The 18,801-nt window shown below is 35.3% G+C and carries 14 protein-coding genes; 11 read left to right on the top strand and 3 right to left on the bottom strand.

Going from position 1 to position 18,801, the window contains the following annotated elements; all coding sequences use genetic code 11:
• Positions 1-1,041, top strand: a complete 1,041-nt coding sequence (locus IPH52_23175; protein MBK7057901.1) for a phosphotransferase family protein — start codon at positions 1-3, stop codon at positions 1,039-1,041.
• On the top strand, positions 1,031-1,447 hold the full coding sequence (locus IPH52_23170) for a hypothetical protein (GenBank protein ID MBK7057900.1): 417 nt from the start codon (positions 1,031-1,033) through the stop codon (positions 1,445-1,447). The genes IPH52_23175 and IPH52_23170 overlap by 11 nt, the downstream gene beginning before the upstream one ends.
• Before the next feature lie 107 nt (positions 1,448-1,554).
• Here the strand turns inward: IPH52_23170 and IPH52_23165 are convergent, their stop codons facing one another.
• Complete coding sequence (locus IPH52_23165) at positions 1,555-3,411, bottom strand: EAL domain-containing protein (protein MBK7057899.1); 1,857 nt, start codon at positions 3,409-3,411, stop codon at positions 1,555-1,557.
• Positions 3,412-3,794: 383 nt separating this feature from the next.
• Here IPH52_23165 and IPH52_23160 point away from each other — a divergent pair, with 383 nt between their 5' ends.
• From IPH52_23160 to IPH52_23150, 3 genes are all read left to right on the top strand, one after another.
• Entirely contained in the window at positions 3,795-4,976 is a 1,182-nt protein-coding gene (locus IPH52_23160) for a GGDEF domain-containing protein (protein MBK7057898.1), read from the top strand.
• A 167-nt stretch (positions 4,977-5,143) separates the two neighbouring features.
• Positions 5,144-6,997, top strand: coding sequence for a SpoIIE family protein phosphatase (locus IPH52_23155; protein MBK7057897.1), 1,854 nt, complete (start codon positions 5,144-5,146; stop codon positions 6,995-6,997).
• A 27-nt stretch (positions 6,998-7,024) separates the two neighbouring features.
• Positions 7,025-8,068 carry a zinc-binding dehydrogenase gene (locus IPH52_23150; protein MBK7057896.1) on the top strand — a complete coding sequence of 348 codons (1,044 nt, stop codon included), beginning with the start codon at positions 7,025-7,027 and terminating at the stop codon, positions 8,066-8,068.
• 16 nt (positions 8,069-8,084) lie between these two features.
• On the opposite strand, the gene IPH52_23145 is transcribed toward IPH52_23150, so the two are convergent.
• Complete coding sequence (locus IPH52_23145) at positions 8,085-9,275, bottom strand: DUF1554 domain-containing protein (GenBank protein MBK7057895.1); 1,191 nt, start codon at positions 9,273-9,275, stop codon at positions 8,085-8,087.
• A gap of 269 nt (positions 9,276-9,544) precedes the next feature.
• On the opposite strand from IPH52_23145, the gene IPH52_23140 reads away from it, so the two are divergent.
• The 6 genes from IPH52_23140 (at position 9,545) to rfbD (ending at position 17,639) form a co-directional block, all read left to right on the top strand.
• On the top strand, positions 9,545-11,884 hold the full coding sequence (locus IPH52_23140; protein ID MBK7057894.1) for an adenylate/guanylate cyclase domain-containing protein: 2,340 nt from the start codon (positions 9,545-9,547) through the stop codon (positions 11,882-11,884).
• 2 nt (positions 11,885-11,886) lie between these two features.
• A complete protein-coding gene (locus IPH52_23135; protein ID MBK7057893.1) occupies positions 11,887-14,019 on the top strand; it encodes a FecR domain-containing protein in 2,133 nt (710 codons plus the stop codon).
• Positions 14,009-15,163 carry a hypothetical protein gene (locus IPH52_23130; GenBank protein MBK7057892.1) on the top strand — a complete coding sequence of 385 codons (1,155 nt, stop codon included), beginning with the start codon at positions 14,009-14,011 and terminating at the stop codon, positions 15,161-15,163. Before IPH52_23135 ends, IPH52_23130 begins: the two co-directional genes overlap by 11 nt.
• Before the next feature lie 78 nt (positions 15,164-15,241).
• Positions 15,242-16,363 (top strand): 8-amino-7-oxononanoate synthase, encoded by a 1,122-nt coding sequence (locus IPH52_23125; protein MBK7057891.1) that lies wholly within the window; start codon positions 15,242-15,244, stop codon positions 16,361-16,363.
• Entirely contained in the window at positions 16,360-16,794 is a 435-nt protein-coding gene (locus tag IPH52_23120) for a DUF952 domain-containing protein (GenBank protein ID MBK7057890.1), read from the top strand. Before IPH52_23125 ends, IPH52_23120 begins: the two co-directional genes overlap by 4 nt.
• Complete coding sequence (gene rfbD / locus IPH52_23115; GenBank protein MBK7057889.1) at positions 16,785-17,639, top strand: dTDP-4-dehydrorhamnose reductase; 855 nt, start codon at positions 16,785-16,787, stop codon at positions 17,637-17,639. The genes IPH52_23120 and rfbD overlap by 10 nt, the downstream gene beginning before the upstream one ends.
• A gap of 19 nt (positions 17,640-17,658) precedes the next feature.
• Here the strand turns inward: rfbD and IPH52_23110 are convergent, their stop codons facing one another.
• A complete protein-coding gene (locus IPH52_23110) occupies positions 17,659-18,786 on the bottom strand; it encodes a hypothetical protein (GenBank protein ID MBK7057888.1) in 1,128 nt (375 codons plus the stop codon).
• Positions 18,787-18,801 lie beyond the last annotated feature (15 nt).

The following is an 18,801-nucleotide window of genomic DNA, read 5'->3' as shown; positions in this document are numbered from 1 at the left end:
CTGACAAAAGAAGATCTCAAAAAAAGATTAGAATCGTATCTAACAAACAGACTCTCCGGCAAAGCAAATGTAACCGACATGATACCTCTTAGCGGTGGAGCCTGCCAGGACAATTATCTTCTAGATCTAAATATAGATTCAGGAGAGTTTAGCGGTGAACATAGATTAGTCTTTCGAACAGATAAAGGAGCTTCTCTATTAGCAAGCCTTTCTAGAATTGATGAGTTCAAAGTCTGCGAATTAACTTCGAAGGCAGGTGTAAAAACACCAAAACCCTATTGGCTCGAAACCAATACAGACGTGATTGGAAATCCATTTTATTTTATGGAGCGAATTTCAGGCAAGGCGACAGGTCGTTATATCGTAAAAGATCCTTCCCTTAACAAAATTCGAAAGTCGTTTACAGAAGAACTTGCTGACAATCTCGCGAAGATTCACAGGATAACACCCGATAGCTGCACTGACCTTGAACTCAAAAAAAACCTAACGCGTCATTCAGGAAGAAATCCAAATTCAATTGCCTTTGATGCTGTTGGAGAATTAAGAGAACAAGTAGTTAAACTGAAGGAACCGCATCCCGCGATGGAATTGATTCTAAACTGGCTAGAAAAAAATGCAGCCGAAACCGACACAGAAGTTTTAGTGCATGGAGACTTTAGAACCGGCAACTTCATGGTATCCGCTGATGGTCTTCAGGGAATCGTGGACTGGGAATTTGCTCACTGGGGTGATAGACATGAAGACATTGCCTGGCTTTGTATGAGAGACTGGAGATTTGGTAAACTAAACAAAGAAGCCGGCGGCTTTGCCGATAGAAAAGAGTTTTATTCTCTTTATGAAAAATATTCGGGTATTCCAGTTGATACCAAAAAGGTAACCTATTGGGAGATAATGGGAAATATCCGCTGGGCACTAGGGTCAGCCCAACAAGCAGAAAGGCATTTAAGTGGAGCAGATAAAGGAATTGAACTCGCAGCCATTGGCAGAAGAACCTGTGAAATGGAATTTGAAGCAATGAGGTTAATTGAAGATGCAAGATAGACCGGATGCAAATGTATTACTAGAAGCAATTCAGGATTTAATTATAAAAGAAATATTGCCTGCATTAAAAGACAACGATGCTCTATCTTATAAGACGCTGGTTAGTTGGAATATGCTGGGAGTCATTGGAAGAGAAATTAAATACGGCGAAATATTTTTAGACAAAGAAATCGAAAGAGTCTCCAATTTTTTACGAGAAAATTCTATTTCATTTGTGACAACGCATACAGAAGAAAAAAATTATCTAGCTAAAATGGAACTTTGCCTTTCTCTAAATGAAAAGCTAACAGACTATATCCGCAGGAAGAAAATTGCTAACGAAGATAGTGAGCTCTGGAGTTTAGTAAAAGAATCTCTGAGCGAAAAATTGAGAATCACAAATCCAAGATTTGGAACAGGGGAATAAAATTTAAATAGCGATAGCAAGTTGATTATGCTAGAAAATAATAATCTACTGGTTTTTTTAGAAAAAGGTAATATAAATTGTGCTACAAATACGACTAGACATTTAAGTCATCTTTGATTTTTAATATACATTATTGATTCTGGTGGCAGCATTGGTTTTGACCAGTAGTATCCTTGTCCATAGTCACAATTCAAATCTTTAAGTTTAATTCTAGTATGATTTTCTTCTACTCCTTCCGCGACAGTTTTAATTCCCATACTTGAAGCCATTTGAAGGATTGCTTTTACTAACGCTTCATCTTGAAGACTATTGTTCATGTTTCGAATAAACGACTGATCAATTTTCAATACTTCTACTTGAAATTTTTTTAAATAGCCTAAATTGGAATATCCAGTTCCGAAATCATCAATGGAAAATTTTATTCCCAATTTCCTTAATTGAAAAAGAGTATCTATTAATATATTAGAGTCATCAATTAATATTGATTCAGTCATCTCGATCTCTAAAAATTCTGGTTTTAATCCGGATACTTTCAAAGCATTTAAAATAACTTCTTCAATATTTCCTCTTTTAAATTGAATGGCTGACACATTCACGGCTATCGTTAATTTATCATATCCAAGCTCATGCCATATTTTGCATTGCTTACAGGCTTCTTGCAATACCCATTCACCAATTTCTACAATCAATCCAAAGCTCTCAGCGATTGGTATAAATGATAATGGAGACACTATGCCTCGCTTTGAATGTTTCCAACGAAGTAATGCTTCAAATCCTTCTAATGAATTGTCACAAAACGAAACTTTTGGTTGGTAGCAAAGATAGAATTCATTATTTTGAATGGCGGTCCTGAGTTGTAATAAAAGATTTAATTGTTCCTGTGTATTAACATTCATTTCTGTGTTATAGAAAACAAAACGATTCTTCGCTGCAGATTTTGCATGATCCAAAGCTAGATTTGCTTTTCTAAGTAGTGACTCGAAATTATTGTCATTGTCAGGGGAGATGGCAATGCCAATAGAACAAGTGGATACATATTCTAATGAGTTTAAGTTAAAAGGTTTTTTCATTGAATCCATTATTTCTATGACTTTTTCTGATACGATGTCAAGATTCAATTTTGAATTTAAGACAATTAAAAAATCATCGCCACCCAATCGACAAAGTGTTCCGGCACCGCCAATCACTTCCATCAATCGATCCGAGAATAATCTAATTAATTCGTCTCCAATAATATGACCAAGAGAATCATTAATCGTGTAAAAATTATCCAGATCAAGATATACTAAAGCTATCTTTTCATCGTGCAGTTTTGCATTCTCATAGGCTTTTTCAAAATTATCCTTTGCGAGATTTCGATTCGGTAAGTTCGTGAGGAAGTCATGATTTACCATATGTTCTATGATCCGATTTGAATTTTTAACTTTTATATTCTCATTGATCACTTTCGTAATTAATACAGTCAAATCATTGATTAAAAACCATATACTAAGACCAATAGCGCTGAAGAGTAGGATGGTATCGACTATGACTGAAAAATCAATTGGTCGAATGAAGTGAATATGCCACCCAGAAATACTAGCATAACCCATAAATCCTATATAGGAAAGAGTATAAAATAAAATTAGCAAAAAGTTAATTTTGGAACCTAGAACCGCAGCAAAAATAAGAATTCCAGAGAATGCAACAAGTCCTGCATCTCTTAATCCAGCATCTATCCAAACAAAATAGGTAAAATTAAACGTTAGTATCCATAGTAAAATAGAAGAAGCCAATTCAATTTTGTTACGTTTAATTAGAAAATAGACTAAGGGGAGTGTTATGGTTGCTACACATTTACCTATGATTTCACCTAAGTTCTGTCCCTCAAGACTGAAAAGTATGGAAATGCCAAACATCAACTCTACAATCCAAAATAATTGCAATAGTCTTCGAATCTGTAAACTGCGAACATCCTCTTCCAAAGATTTCAAAGCTACATTTGAAAATAATGATTTGAATTTAAGGTATAAAATAGTAAGCGTCACAATGTCTAAACTATTACAGTGTGCATTAAAAGGAATAATTTTTTTAGACAGGATAAATTTTACCCCGTTTCATTCAAAACATCTCATCATAAAAGAAACGGAGTCCATTTTTGCTTTAAACTTTTCATTTGTAGGAAAGAATGGGAGAGAATTATCATCTATATCTAAAAGTAGATTCAGGATAGTTTAGCGGCGAACATAGATTAGTCTTTCGAACACAATAAATAATAATCTACTTGTCTTTCTTAGAATCTTTTTTATTATAGTAGAGGGTTGTATAATTATTGTAAAAAAGTTTTTAGAAAAAGGAAAGATAAATTGTGCTACAAATACAACTAGATATAAGAACAATTATTTTATTATTAGCTTCAACTAATTTTATTATAATCATATTGGCACTTGCTTATTTCAAATCGAATACAGAATCTTTTCAAAGTATTAAATACTTCCTATTTGCTCGTTGCTTCCAAAGTTTAGCATGGACATTATTATTTTTACAAGGGCATTCTCCGGAAATTCTTTCAATAAATCTAGCTAATTCATTGTTATTGATTGGTTTTGCATTTGATGCTTTTTCTTTCCTTAAAATAATGAATCAACTGTCTTCACAAGCATACAAGTATTTATTAACTCTCATTTTTATTTTAGTTTTCCTGTTTAATTTGATTACATTTGTCTTTAATTATCCTGGAATTCGAGTGGCAACTTTTTCTTTACTATCTTTTCTAATAACAATATATCCAATTGTTCGATTACTTTTTCATGTTTCCAATTACAGTTTACTTGTCCGATTGATTTTACTTATAAACATGATATTTCTTGGATCATTGGTTTGGAGATTTATTTGGGGCATGAACAATCTAAATTTCAATTTATTTACTTCAAACAATAATCAGGCTTTGACTTTTTTCTCCGCCTTTAGTCTAACGCTTTTTGGTAGTTTTGGATTTTTACTTCTTTCAAAAGAAAATACTGATAATAAGTTAATCGAATTAGCATCCAAGGATTCCTTGACCGGGATTTTGAATAGACGCTCTTTTTTAGAGCAAATTCCATCTAAGATCGCATTGAGTCAAAGACTAAAAAAACCTCTCTCTATTCTAATGTTAGATCTTGACTATTTTAAAAAAATCAATGATCGTTATGGACATTCAGCAGGAGACAAGGTTCTCATAGATTTCGCGCATAACGTTCAAAATTCTATTCGTCCTTACGATCTTTTTTGTCGTATGGGTGGAGAAGAATTTGCTGTTTTACTTTCTCATATTACTAGTGATGCTACGACTATTGTAACAGAAAGAATTCATAAATCACTTTCAGAGAGTAAAATACTTTATGATATAAATCCTGATTTCAATTATACAGTAAGCATTGGTTGTGTTTGCTTGATCCCTAGTTCAGAATCAATCGATGAAATAATTCATCTTGCCGATAAGGCTCTCTATTTAGCCAAAGAACAAGGTCGCAATCAGACTCATTTTTTACCTAAAAAAATTGATTAAACTTTACTCGTTCTATGAAAATATTATTCAGTTTACATCCCATTAGCCGCTGATGCGTAAGTAAAGAACACCTAAAACATCTTGACGGAAACTCATGTTGGCATAGTTTCGAAAGCATAATTGAGCAAGTCTATTCAATTCCTATAAAGATTAATTAGAGGTAAAGTATGGAATCCAAAAATGCAGTTTTAGAACAATTTGATAGAGAATATCTAAAAAGAGGTATTCAATACATAATTAAGATTCGATACGGATTGTCTCTAGTTTTTTTACTAGCATCTCTGGCTACCTTTGGTAAGCCGGATACCATTTTCTATCTAATCGGAACAGCCCTCTATTTTTCTTTTAATCTTTTCTTAGTTTTCAGTCTCAAAAAACGTAACGAAATCCCTAAACAATGGGTATACAACGTCATTTACTTAGACCTCATAATTATCACTGTATTTTATTACCTAGGGATAATTACCAATGCACCCAATGATTCGAGTCGACCTGTTTATGAAGGTATCTTCTATTGTATTTATATATTTTTAGCAATCTATTCCGGCTTTTTATATAGTGCAAAATTTGTTACGATAATCGGGGGACTTAGCTCTATTGTTTATGGTATAAGTATTCCGTTAGCTATTAAATGGGGTTCACCTTATCTTTTAGACAATAAAATTATGATTACAGATAGGAATACAATTGATTTAAATGTTGAAATCAAAAAAATACTATTTTTATTTACTATGATTTTTTGTTATAATTTTGTTGTGCGATTGTTAAAGAGTATGCAAGTAGATTTAAAAAAAATGCTTCTAGAATTGGAAGATAAAGTAATAGAAAGAACACAAGAATTGAATGAAACTCTTAAACAAGTTAAAAAGTTGAAGGAACATCAGGATGGTGATTATTTTTTAAATAAACTTTTGATTGAACCTCTAGCGAAAAACCAATCATCAAGCGAAACTGTCAAGATAGAATCTCTTGTAAAACAAAAGAAGACATTTCAATTTCGCAACAAAGAGCATGAACTAGGAGGAGATATAAATATTTCTGACAATATTAAGCTAGAAGGAAAGAATTATATTGTATTTCTAAATGGAGATGCGATGGGAAAATCAATTCAAGGAGCCGGCGGCGTACTCGTACTCGGCACAATATTCAAATCAATTCTACAGAGAAGTATCTCGATGCCGATTGCTCGAAATGTATATCCAGAGAGATGGTTAAAAAATGCATTTATAGAAATGCACAAAGCATTTGAAAGTTTTGATGGTTCAATGCTGATGTCAGCTGTCTTCGGATTAATTGATGAACAAACTGGCACTATGTATTTTATCAATTCGGAACATCCCGACATTGTTTTGTATAGAGATGGAGTTGTTAGTTTTATAGAAAATCGAATTCTTTATAGAAAGCTTGGATCACCGATTCAGCAGGGTAATATTTCAGTTCAGATTTTTTCCCTAAAAACAAATGATATTATTTTTTTGGGATCTGATGGGAGAGATGATATTATTCTAGGGACTGATTCTCATAATAATCATGTTATCAACGATGATGAGAAATTATTTTTATCTTACATCGAAAGCGCAGAAGGAGATATAAATAAAGCTTACCAAATCCTCTTAAAAACAGGGAATTTAATGGATGACCTTTCATTGATGAAAATTCGTTTTCTAGGAATGAATGCAGACCATGAAAAATTGGAAACCAAGCTTAATTTGTTCGAAGATCATAAAGAGAAAAATCGATTGAATGACTGTATTGAGATTGGAGAAGAGGTAATTAATCATTATCCGCATTTGACAAACTTTATCTATGACCTTTCCCTTGTGTATTATGAAAAGGGAAACTTCAAGAAAGCGATTGATCTAGGGGAAAGAATTCGATTAAGAGAGTCAAATAATATCCCCAACTTAATAGCTTTAATTAAATCATACCGTGCGGCTGGTAAAACAAAAAGAGCAACAGCAATTTTAGATGCCTGCTTAAAAGCGCGACCGGATGATGAAAGATTAAAAAATTTAAAATAAAGAATCGAGAATAATAGGGAGTAACCAATGAAAGCAGGCATATTGTATCAAAATGAGTCACATTTAAAAATCGAAGACGTAACTCTTCCCGATTTAAAACCAAACGATGTAAAAGTAGACATTAAGTGTTGTGGGGTCTGTGGCTCTGACATTCATATGACAATCCACAAGCAAGTTCGATTGAAGCACTACCCTACTATTCTAGGTCATGAAGCCGCTGGTGTAGTGCGCGAAGTTGGAGAAAAGGTTACGAAGTTTAAAAAGGGAGACAGAGTCGTATTAGCCTCAGGTCTGGGTTGCGGCAAATGTCAGCATTGCCTAAACGGTCGCCACAACCTTTGCGCGTCTGTTGAGGTTCTGGGCTATGCGATGAACGGAGCCTTTGCAGAGCAAGTGCATATCGATGAGCGGCATCTCACGATTCTCCCCGACCAAATCCCCTTCGATCAAGGAGCAATCCTCGCCGATGCAGTATCAACTCCTTATCATGCGCTGAAATTCGTAGGGAAAATTCAGCAGGGAGATGTAGTTGCAGTCTACGGTTGTGGTGGTCTCGGGATACATGCTGTTATCCTCGCGCGTGCCCTTGGGGCAAGTAAAGTAATTGCACTCGATATTGACAGAGGTGCCCTCGACAACGCAGGGCGATACAAAGCAGATGAAGCAGTTGATCTTCGAACCGTTAAAAATTCAGGTAAAACCTTACAGGAATTAACCGGTGGAGTAGATTTGATGCTTGATTTTTCAGGTCATTATTCGAATTTTGAAGACTCTATTCGAGCAATGAATTCCGGTGGAAGAATGGTCATGGCAGGAATTAGTAAACACGCTTTCAAAGTTGGATTTCCATTTATGTTAATCAATAAACAAATTTCCATAACAGGATCTCTCGGTTGTGATTCGCGTACTATTCCTGAATTGATCGATCTCTATTTGAGCGGAAAATTGGACTTATCCACTTCCATTACATCTCATCATCCCTTAGAAGATGTAAATAACTGCATTGAAGACTTACATCATAGAAAAGGAAATCCAATTCGCTTTATCATTACGCCTAACGGTAAAGTTTAAAGCGTCTAATCCTGATTTACTGCTGCACACAAAGAAGTTGTTGTGCCGCAGCGCATGCAACTACACCCCAAATATCAGTAAAGTTACTTACATTATTATTTGGATTTTGCCCTCCACAAGTGCTACTTCCTGTATTTGACCAGCCTGCACAATTCATAGCCGCGTTAGTCCAATCATTATTTAACCCAGTCCAATACTTAGAATGGGCTGTAGCTTGATTTACAAACGTAGATGGTAAGAGTGCATTCGCATTGGTAGTTCCTATCAAAGTCACTCCGTCGGTTTGAAAATAAGATGTATTTGGCAGAAACACCCAGCTTGTATGTTCTGATCCACCACCCGGACAATTTGGTAAAAGGCAGGCAATCCGTGTAGGTCCTGAAATCATTGCTTTATAAGTTCCTCCACCTGCTGGCTTTCCAGCATCCGAATTACAAAGAGTATCCGCTGTAGCTGGAGAAGTAAATTGAACGCCAGGTGAATATCCGGCACTAGTTACATAGATTTTGCGGTTCACTGTTGTAACAGAAATCGATATTGTTGCCGAAGTGCTTCCACCACCGTTAGTCGCAATGATTGTATAGGAAGCGCTTACCTGTGCGACGGTTGGAGTCCCAGAAATCTCGCACAAGTTATTGATAGAAAGCCCTGTTGGCAAAGTAGGATTCGAAATACAAGATGTAAGATTCCCTGAAATGGTTGGTATTATTGTTGCAATTGGAATAAAATCAGGAAAGCTATAAGGACTTCCTGTATACGTAAGAGAAGTAGGAGGAATATCAACTATGCTAATACTAAAGGTAAATGTTGTTATGCCGCTAGCAAAATTTCCAGTAACCGTATAAGAAATAATTGAAGATAGAACTGTAGGTGTTCCTGAAATTTGTCCTGTGATCGAATCGAAAATCAATCCTGCCGGAAGAATTGGGTTAATTGAATAGGAAGTAATCGCTCCTGTCGTAATTGGGTTAATTACTATTATGCCCTTATTTAAATAAAAAATGTAATTGGAATTCGGGTAAGTAAGAGTACCTGTTGGTGGCACGGTTGTCGTAGTTGAGGAAGTAGATGTTGAAGCTAAAGCATTATTAACATTGTTTTTTGTGAGCAATACAAAAAAAGAAATGTAAGAGCGAGAAAGAGTCGGTTTACACGCGTTCTCCATAAAACTAACAAGTATAATAAACAAAAAAAGTAATCTTTTCATCAAAACCTCCTCTGATACTGTTTCACAAATATAAATATCATCGATATTTTTAGCATATTCCTTAGCATCTTACTAAACAATTACCTTTGATACTTATTTTCAAAATTCAACACTTTTTCAATATATTTCTCGTTAAATCTGCGTAAATCTTTAAGACTGGAAACATTTTTATATTAGTTTCAATTAGATTACACAAGGAAAAGAAAATTTCTTGACAGGTTTAGATTCGTTTGCTATATTTGCGCCCAAAATTAAAGTAATCGGTAATTATGGAAAAAAGGAAAGAAGAGCAAAATCGAATCAAGTTTGTTGCACAAGAAACAATGGATGCCATTCCAATTTTAGATGCAAACACAAGCATAACTGAAATTAAACATGCATTACCCATACCTCTAGAAGAAACAACTACTGATTCATTACAAAAAGAATCAGAGTCAGATACACCTAGCGAAATTGAGGATAAATCCAAGCCAGTCGATTTAAAAGCAGAAACATTTAAGAATGCTACTCTTGCAAAAGTGCAAGTAGTAAAAGAAGGCGTGCTTTCAAAAATGGAAGCTTTAAAAACAAAATCTGTTTCTTCCGAAAGCTCTAATCCTGTGCAAGATGAGGCTAATCGCGATAAGCCAAATGCAAAAGCTAAATACTCTCTCCAGTTAAAGATGATGCTTGTTATTTCTCTTGTAATTGCGACTACCGTTTCTGTAATCATTGCGCTTGCCACTTATTTCTTTAAAGATGATAATAAAAAAAGAATTCAAGAAAATAACTTAGAATTAGTTCGAATCGTAAATTCAAAGGTAGTCACAGATTTAGTAGCGGAAATTAACAAAGCAAAAATTCTTGCCCTCACTTTAAAACAGGAATTCAAAAGCAAAGCACAAAAGAAATTTTTCATCGATCAATATTTTAAAAACGACAATAGTTTTATCTATCTCGGAGTGTATCGGAAAACGGAAGGCTCGATGGAGACAGTAGACAGTGTCTTCAATCAAGAATATTTAAAAAAAGTTTCTCTTTCTGAGGATGATATCGTTAGTCCGGTAAATAGAAATCTATCTTATTTCCTAAAATCTTTCGATGGTGTTCCTCGCATTCTTAATACTAGCCCTGGATCGCAGGAAGCAACGATTTGTATTAGTATTCCCATCGAAGAAGGGGAAAAATCTGAGTATGTGCTAGTAATCCTTTTAAAATTAGAAAAAATACTTGATGCCTTTAAAAAAACGGGAATCAATTCTACCTATATGGTAAATGAAGAAGGAATAGTTCTCGCTCACTCCGATATGAGTTTGGTATTAGCCGCAAAGAATTTGATGACAACTCCAATTGTTCGGTCCATGCTTACAAGTCAGGCAAATAACGGTTTGGAATCATTCGAAGACAGTGACAAAAAAAAATACCTTGGCTCCTTTAAAAAACTAGGCTTCGCTAACGCTGGAATTATTTCAGTAGTTGAAGAAGGAATCGCATTCAAAGCAGTCTATCAAATTCAAGAAAGAAATATCTATATCATGATAATTTCTCTTTGCATATCTCTTATCATTGTATTCTTGTTTGCAAAAACAATTTCGAATCCAGTTCTAAAACTCTTAGACGAGACAATTAAGATTTCAAAGGGTATATTTCAATTAGACATTAGCCGCACTACAAACGATGAAGTGGGAATACTCACCGATTACTTTAAGACAATGGCAAAGGGGTTGGAAGAAAGAGAAAAAGTAAAAAGTATGTTAGGAAGTATGATTGACCCGGTTGTGGTTTCGGAAGGTATGCGAGACTTAGCTGCTCTAAAGCGGGGTGATGAAAAAACAATCACAGCTTTCTTCTCAGACGTTGCAGGATTTTCTACCATTAGCGAGCAACTCACCTCTATAGAATTGGCAGGACTACTGAACGAATATCTCTCCGCCATGACTTTGATTTTAAAAGCGCACAACGGGGTATTAGATAAATACATCGGGGATGCAATCGTAGGAATCTTTGGAGCACCAGTTGCGGTTAACGAGCATTATCTTAAAGCATCGCGTGCTTCTCTCGAAATGATAAGGAAATTAGCGGACTTGCGGGAATATTGGGTCAGGAAGGATTTATACAACAAGGAAGCACAAGAAATGGATATACGTATCGGACTCAATACTGGACTTGCAAAAGTTGGCTTCATGGGAACCGATGCAATGGGCTCTTATACTATGATGGGGGATACTGTCAATTTGGCGGCGAGACTCGAAGCAGCGGCTAAAGACTACGGTGTAAATATCTTAATATCAGAATCTGTAAAAACGCAAATTGATTCTGAGATGTTTACCAGGGAATTGGATTTGGTGCGAGTAAAAGGAAAAAACGAGCCTGTAAAACTCTATGAATTAATCTCGACAAAATCAGATGTAGCTGACAATATCAAAGAAGCAACTGAACTTTATGAAGAGGCTTTTCGGCGTTATCTGAAAGCCGATTGGGCTAATTCCATTTTACTTCTAGGAAAGTCAGAAAATGTAAAAGGTGTCAAGGATAAGGCTTGTAAGCAACTCATCGAACGATGTGAGTTCTATAAAGCGAATCCTCCAGATAGAACATGGGACGGCGTCTATACAAGAACGCATAAATAATTATGAAAAAGAAAAACGATAGATCTTACTGGATAATCCTTATTTTGCTCTTTATTATTTTTATCACCTCGTTTTTTCTATATAAAAATATCAATGCGGGAGCAAGTGGGAATGACAATGAAGTCATTGGAGTTTTAACTTTCAAACACCAAACCATAGAGAGAAAGTATGACTCCGATGTAATATGGGAAAAAATTGATTCAGGTTTAATCATTCGAAATAAAGATACAATTCGTTCGGGAGATTTTTCTGACGCCGTTCTTACTTTAAAAGATAAAACCAAAATTAATATCAACGAGAACAGCATGATTTATTTAGATATATCCGAAGGAGATATCAACTTAAACTTCGCGTATGGTTCCATGTCTCTTGCCAAAAAAGAAGAAGGTGGAAATCCTACGGTTGTTAAAATCAAATCAGGGCAGACCACGGTAGAAGTTAAAAACTCCGAGCTAACTCTTGAAAAGAAAGGCAAAGAGGAATTATCCTTTCAAGTAAATAAAGGAACAGCCAAACTTAAAAATGGCAAACAAGAAAAAGAATTAAAAGAAAATGAATCCGCAAAATTAAACAAAGCGGAAATTGAAATTGCTGAAGTAAACCTTACTCTGCAAAGTCCACCCGACCAAAGTATTGTTTCAGATAAATCCGATTTGATTCCTGTAAATTTTTCATGGACAACAAACAATGCTAACAACTTAAATCTAGAACTTGCTTTTGACTCTCGCTTCCAAAGTATATATAAAATTTTCAAAGTAGATAATGATGCTTTTACTGCCAATCTACCGCAGGGAAATTATTACTGGAGAATCTCTTCTGAAAAAGGTAAAGCAAAGAAAAAGTCCAATCGAGAATTCAGTTCCTTTCGTAAATTAACGGTTTACAGCGTTTCGCCCCCGGTAATTCTCTCTCCAGAAAATAAGCAAACTTTCAAATTCACTACTACTGCTCCAATTATTTCTTTCTCCTGGAAAAAATTAGAAACTGCCCGAAATTACAAATTAGAAATAAGCAATACAAGTAATTTTTCCCAGACTATAAAATCTCTAAATACAAAGCAAACTTCTATTGGAGTAGATGGACTCGAGGCTGGCAAATACTACGCGAGACTTGTTACTGAGCCTGAGCGAGAAGAATTCAAACAGGAGACTTCGAAATCAATTTCTTTTTCGATTGAAAAGAAAATAGAGTTAGAGCCACCTCAATTAATCACACCTTTGAATGGACAGGAATTTAATAGTGTTGCTTTAACTAAGTCCGGAATTTACTTTCAAGCTAAGGACTCTCCCGATATAAGCAAATACCTTTTTCAAATTGCATCAAGTTCTAATTTTTCAAAAATGGTTTCAGAAGAAACAATGGACTCAAACCAATTCCAAATGACTAAAAAGCTAGAACTGGGTAATTACTTCTGGAGGGTAATCGGCATTAGCTCTGGTGGCATAAAAACGCCAGTGTCTGAATCGAGGAAATTTTCTATATTAGAAAATCAAGTCTTAGAGTTATTAGCCCCATCTAATAATGCAAATTTAGATATGAAAGAGAATCCCATTTCATTTCGATGGAAAAGACCTTCGTATAAATCTTCTTTCTTATTTGAAGTTTCGAGTAAAGCTGATTTTAGTGAGAAAATGCAAAGCATTAAAACAGAAGAGTTTTCACAAACTTACTCACTTCCCAGGGAAGGAAAATTTTACTGGCGAGTCTCTTCTTTGGGACAAGACGATGCAGTGCTTTCAAAGAGTGCTACCTACTCTCTTCAAATCGAAGCCGAGCAAGAGCTAACACCGATTTTTCCATCGAAGAATGAAAGCGTCGATATGACACCTCTAGATGCATTGAAATTCAAATGGGAAAAGAATGACAAAACAAATCGTTATATCTTTGAATTATATCGCACAAATTCTGGCAATAGAACACTTATCGTAAAAGCGAAGACAAAGAATTCATCCTACCTTTTAAAAGACCTAAGTAAATTAGATGAGGGTAATTTCATTTGGACGCTACAGGAATCTTCCGAAAGTGAAGGAGAAATTCACAAAAGCAAAAAAATTAGCATTCCTTTTAAAATTTATCTTTCTTCAAAGCCCGGTAGTCCGGAAATTAAAACTCCGAAGAAAATGTATGTGGAATAAAATCTATCCCCTACTCCTACTGTTTCTCTTTTCTATGTCACTACTTTCACAAGAGTCAGTTGACCAAGAAAATCCTGTAATCATCTGGGAGCCAATTCCAAACGCAAGTAGTTACCAGCTACAAATAAAAAATGACTCAGATGAAATTATAGATGAAATAGATACAAAGGAGACTTCTCGCAAATTAAATCTAGATCCTGGAAAGTATTCTCATCGTGTAGGAACTTATAATAAGTTTGGAAAAATTTCTTCCTATTCCGAGTGGTTTCCCTTTATTATCTCCAAATCCCTCTCACCAGAAGTTACGAGTGATAGAAATAATATTGGAAGCAAGGTAGAACCGCAAACTAAAATACTGATCGAAGGAAAGAATTTTTATAAGGATACACGTCTTATTCTAAAGAATGAGACTGAAACTGTGACCTTTATTAGTGTAAAGCTTAAGAAAGGAATCTTTGAAGTAATCATTGACAATGATAAAACGAGAGTGGGTAATTATGATTTAACGCTTGAAAATCCAAGAAAGAAAATTCTAGTTCTAAATAATTTCTTTGAATTAAAAAACGAATCTATTCCAATCGTAACTCCTTCGAACCCTGAGGTTACTCCTGATATACCTGTAACTCCCACTGCAAGGACTTCTAATTACCCCTATTGGAAGCAAGCCGCAAAGTCAGCCATTCTTCCTGGCTGGGGACAAGTCAACAAAGAGCATTATTTTTCAGCCCTTTTCTTTAATGTAGGAATTATACTAGGAGCAGCCCAATACAAAGCAAGCCTCGACACATTTCATTCAGAAAAACAAAAATACAACCAACTCGTTCTTCGCGGCTTACTCTATCAAGTAGTTGAGGGACAAGACTTTGGGTTAATCTATGGTTATATAGCCAGTGAAAATCAATTCCATAGAGCACAGGGAACGGCAACAGAAACTTATCAAGCTTCCATTTTTCTTGCGGCAATGTATACTCTAAATATTTTCGATGCACTTCTCTGGAAAACTTCGACAGATCTTTCCGCGAACTCAACGACCATTCGCTTCTACACTAAGATTTCTCCGGTCACAACGGCTAATAGCTATTTTACGCCAAATCAATTAAATCATTCTTCTCAACTTGAACTTGGATTACGCTTTCAATTCTAATCAACAACGTTCAACCTTCAAAAACCTAGTAGAATTTTCTATCATGTAAAAAATAATGGATAGATAAGCTATAAATGCATGAACTCTTTCCCGGATTTTATAAAAAAAGAATTGGATTTGATTCTCTCTAAGAACAGATTTCGAAGTCTCAGACTTCCGAACGGAATAGATTTGTCTTCGAATGATTATCTCTGTCTCTCTCAAAATTCAAAAGTCAAAAACGCTCTCATCGCAGGAATTGAAATCTATGGAGCTGGTTCAGGAGCCTCTAGACTTATTCGTGGGCACAGAGATATTTTTGAAAGGGTTGAATCAAAGTTTGCCGCTTGGGTTGGATCCGAGACTTCACTATTTCTCTCGAATGGTTTTGCGGCTAATCTTGGATTACTTGATACGCTTTCCGATCCACGTACAATAATTTTTACAGATAGACTCAATCATGCTTCCATTCTGGATGGAATTAGAATTTCTGGTGCTGTGAAAAAATACTTTCGTCATAAAGACATGAATCATCTCCGAGAACTTTTGGAAAAATCAGATACAAACTCACGGAAGATAATTGTTTCAGAGACAGTATTTAGTATGGATGGAGATTTGGCTGACGTTACAGAATTAATTCGATTAAAAAAAGAATTCAATGCCTGTCTGATATTAGACGAAGCTCATGCGCTAGGTGTATTTGGAAAAGAAGGAGCTGGAATGGCTTGCCAACCGCTAAACGGCAAATATGAATTATCCGACATTGACTTTAGAGTTTATACCGGCGGAAAATCTCTCGGTTTAGAAGGTTCCTTCATCGCAACTTCTCACCTTTATAAAGAATACCTAATCAATACAATGAGAACTTTTATTTTTTCTACTGCACCAATTCCTGCCATCGCCTATGCCCTTGATACTTCGATTGATCTAGCGATCGAAATGGAAATAGAGCGAGCTAGTATTTTAGAAAATGCGAACCTTCTACGAAATGGACTAAAAGGAATTGGGATAGAAACACTTTCCTCTGAGTCTCAAATCGTTCCCGTCGTTCTATACGAAGAGGCTTTGGCAATGCAAACTGCTAGTTTTTTACAAGAGAAAGGATTTGACATTAGAGCTATCCGCCCTCCTACTGTGAAAGAATCTAGACTTCGCATCAGTGTAAATGCAAATGTTTCAAAAGAGATCGTTTTGCAAGTTCTAGATTGCTTAAAAAAATGAAAGAACAAGAGCAAAATAATCCTGATTTCATTTATCATCTTGTATTAGAGTCGGAATTTCTGAATCAGACACGGGATAATATGTATACTCCACTATTTTTTTTGCAAGAGGGATTTATTCACTGCACCAATGGGGAAGATTTAACAATTTTAATTGCAAACGATTTTTTTTCAAAGGAGAAGAATGTTTTGGTCTTAAAAATTCGTCTTAAAAAACTAATGGCAAGAGTAATATTCGAATCAACGATTCCATTGAGTGGAAAAGAAAATTCTCCATTGAAGCAAAGCTCTATGTTTCCGCATATTTACGGAAGCTTGAACCTCGATGCAATTGAAGGCATTGCCAAACTTCCAAAGATAAATTACGTTTTTCATTTTCCCAAACAATTTATAAGTTTCAATCAATACAAAGCAGGTAATCTATGGATTTAAAAGAGCAACATATTTTAATCACAGGCGGCAACGGTATGTTAGCCACTGATTTAAAAAAAGAATTGGAAAAGGAAAATTGTAAGATTACTTCTATTGATTTAGATGAGCTAGACATTTGCAATGAAAAAGCTGTTCATGGAAAGTTGGCAGCTCTGAAACCCGATGTTTTAATCAACTGTGCAGCATACACTGCAGTAGATAAATGCGAAACCGAGAAAATTTCCTATGAAATAAATGGAACAGCGCTTAAATATCTATCGGAAGCATCTGCCAATAATAAAATCAAACTTGTTCATTTCTCGACCGACTATATTTTCTCTGGAGATTTTAAAGAGCCAATTCCTGAGGACTGGAATCCAGCTCCTATAAATAAATATGGTGAAGGCAAATTAAAAGGAGAACAAAATATTCTTTCAACGGAAGGATTGGATTATCTAATTCTAAGAGTTCAGTGGTTGATTGGAAAGAGCGGGAAAAATTTTGTAGACACCATGCTTAAACTTTCCGCAGAAAAATCAGAATTAAATGTTGTAAGTGACCAAATCGGTAGACCAACGTCTACTCCATATTTGTCGCAACTCATTGTAGCCTCTTTAGAAAAAAATCTTAGCGGAATTTATCATCTTGGACCAGCCGACTACTGCTCCTGGTATGATCTTGCTGCTTATGTTTTAAAAGATACAAAGTGTAAGGTAAAGCCTATTCCATCGAGTGCTTATCCAACTCCTGCAAAGAGACCACTTTATTCAGTTCTCGATTTAAATAAAATCCAGACTGCCCTAAAAGGAAATCCTCTCTTAAAGAAAACATGGAAAGAACTTGTGGATGATTATTTAAAGGGATAATAGTATTTTACCTTAAGACTCAAAGAGGCTCTAGGTCAGCTATAAAACTGCGAAGAGTCTCAGCTGCTTTAAATGGACTTTCCTGACAAACCCAAAGGCCAATTTTTTCATAACCCCCTATCAATTGAGTAAATGGTAAAAATTCAATGTAAAGACCAGCACCGGGACCATTATTTACTGCAATGTTGTAAGCTTCCTCTTTTTTAAGATTCTTTAAAATGAGAAGTATAATACGAGTAGCCTCTTGCCATGCGTTTGCGACAATTTCAACTTCTTCTTTGTCTAATTCATGCAAAAATCTCTTAGATGTATCTCTTAAAATTAGAAACATATCAAAGGGACGTCGCATAAAATACGGAACGACTAACACAGCCTTGCCGTAATCCTTAACAACAAGTTCTTCTGGATTTTCTTGTAATAAAAATTTTGAAAAGGGAGAGCCATGTCTTTCCTGGAAAATCCAGTTATTAAAAAACTGCTTCGGCATTATATTGGATGAAACAATCTGCTGATGTCCATGAGCTAAAGATCCGCCGGCAGCCTTACCATAATTCTTTATAATGGAAACATATCCAAAAGTCTGTTTATCGATTGAAGAAGAAACTGACTCAGGCATAATATTCCCTGATTCTAAAAGAAGTTTTTTTTCTAAAGCGGCTAATCTTGACAACACTATACTTGCATCTTTCAAACTAATATTATGCCAATCCCGATTGTGAAAAGAAGAAGTCCATTGTAAAAAATGAAGCCCGAAAGACACTGTCCCAAAGTTATTTTGTGAATCGGTTTCGTAAGGGAAAAAAATAGGAAACATATTTTTATTAATAAAGCTAAAACCTTCACTCATGTGGGTAATGTCCATTATCCCTGTAGTATTCCCGGAGCAAATATGGCAATGCTCTGTTTCTTTTTGTATTTCTAATTTTTCTTCGAGACCAGAACTTGGACGTGTCGCTCGGGAAGAATTGTAGACTATCAATTCTCCGTTTCTGGGATCAATTTGAAATATAGATTCCGGTCTGTAGTTGGAAATGGATTTCTCTGCAAGGAAGAGATTTGAAATTTCTTTCATGTCAAGATTTTCAATCGAACTGGATTGAAGAATTGACTCGACCATTTTAATATCAAGCTGTTGCGAATGGCTCATTGGAATTCCCTACCT

This window comes from Leptospiraceae bacterium (assembly GCA_016708435.1).
In the GTDB taxonomy this organism is placed as follows: domain Bacteria; phylum Spirochaetota; class Leptospiria; order Leptospirales; family Leptospiraceae; genus UBA2033.
This window is presented reverse-complemented; position numbering and strand designations above follow the sequence as displayed.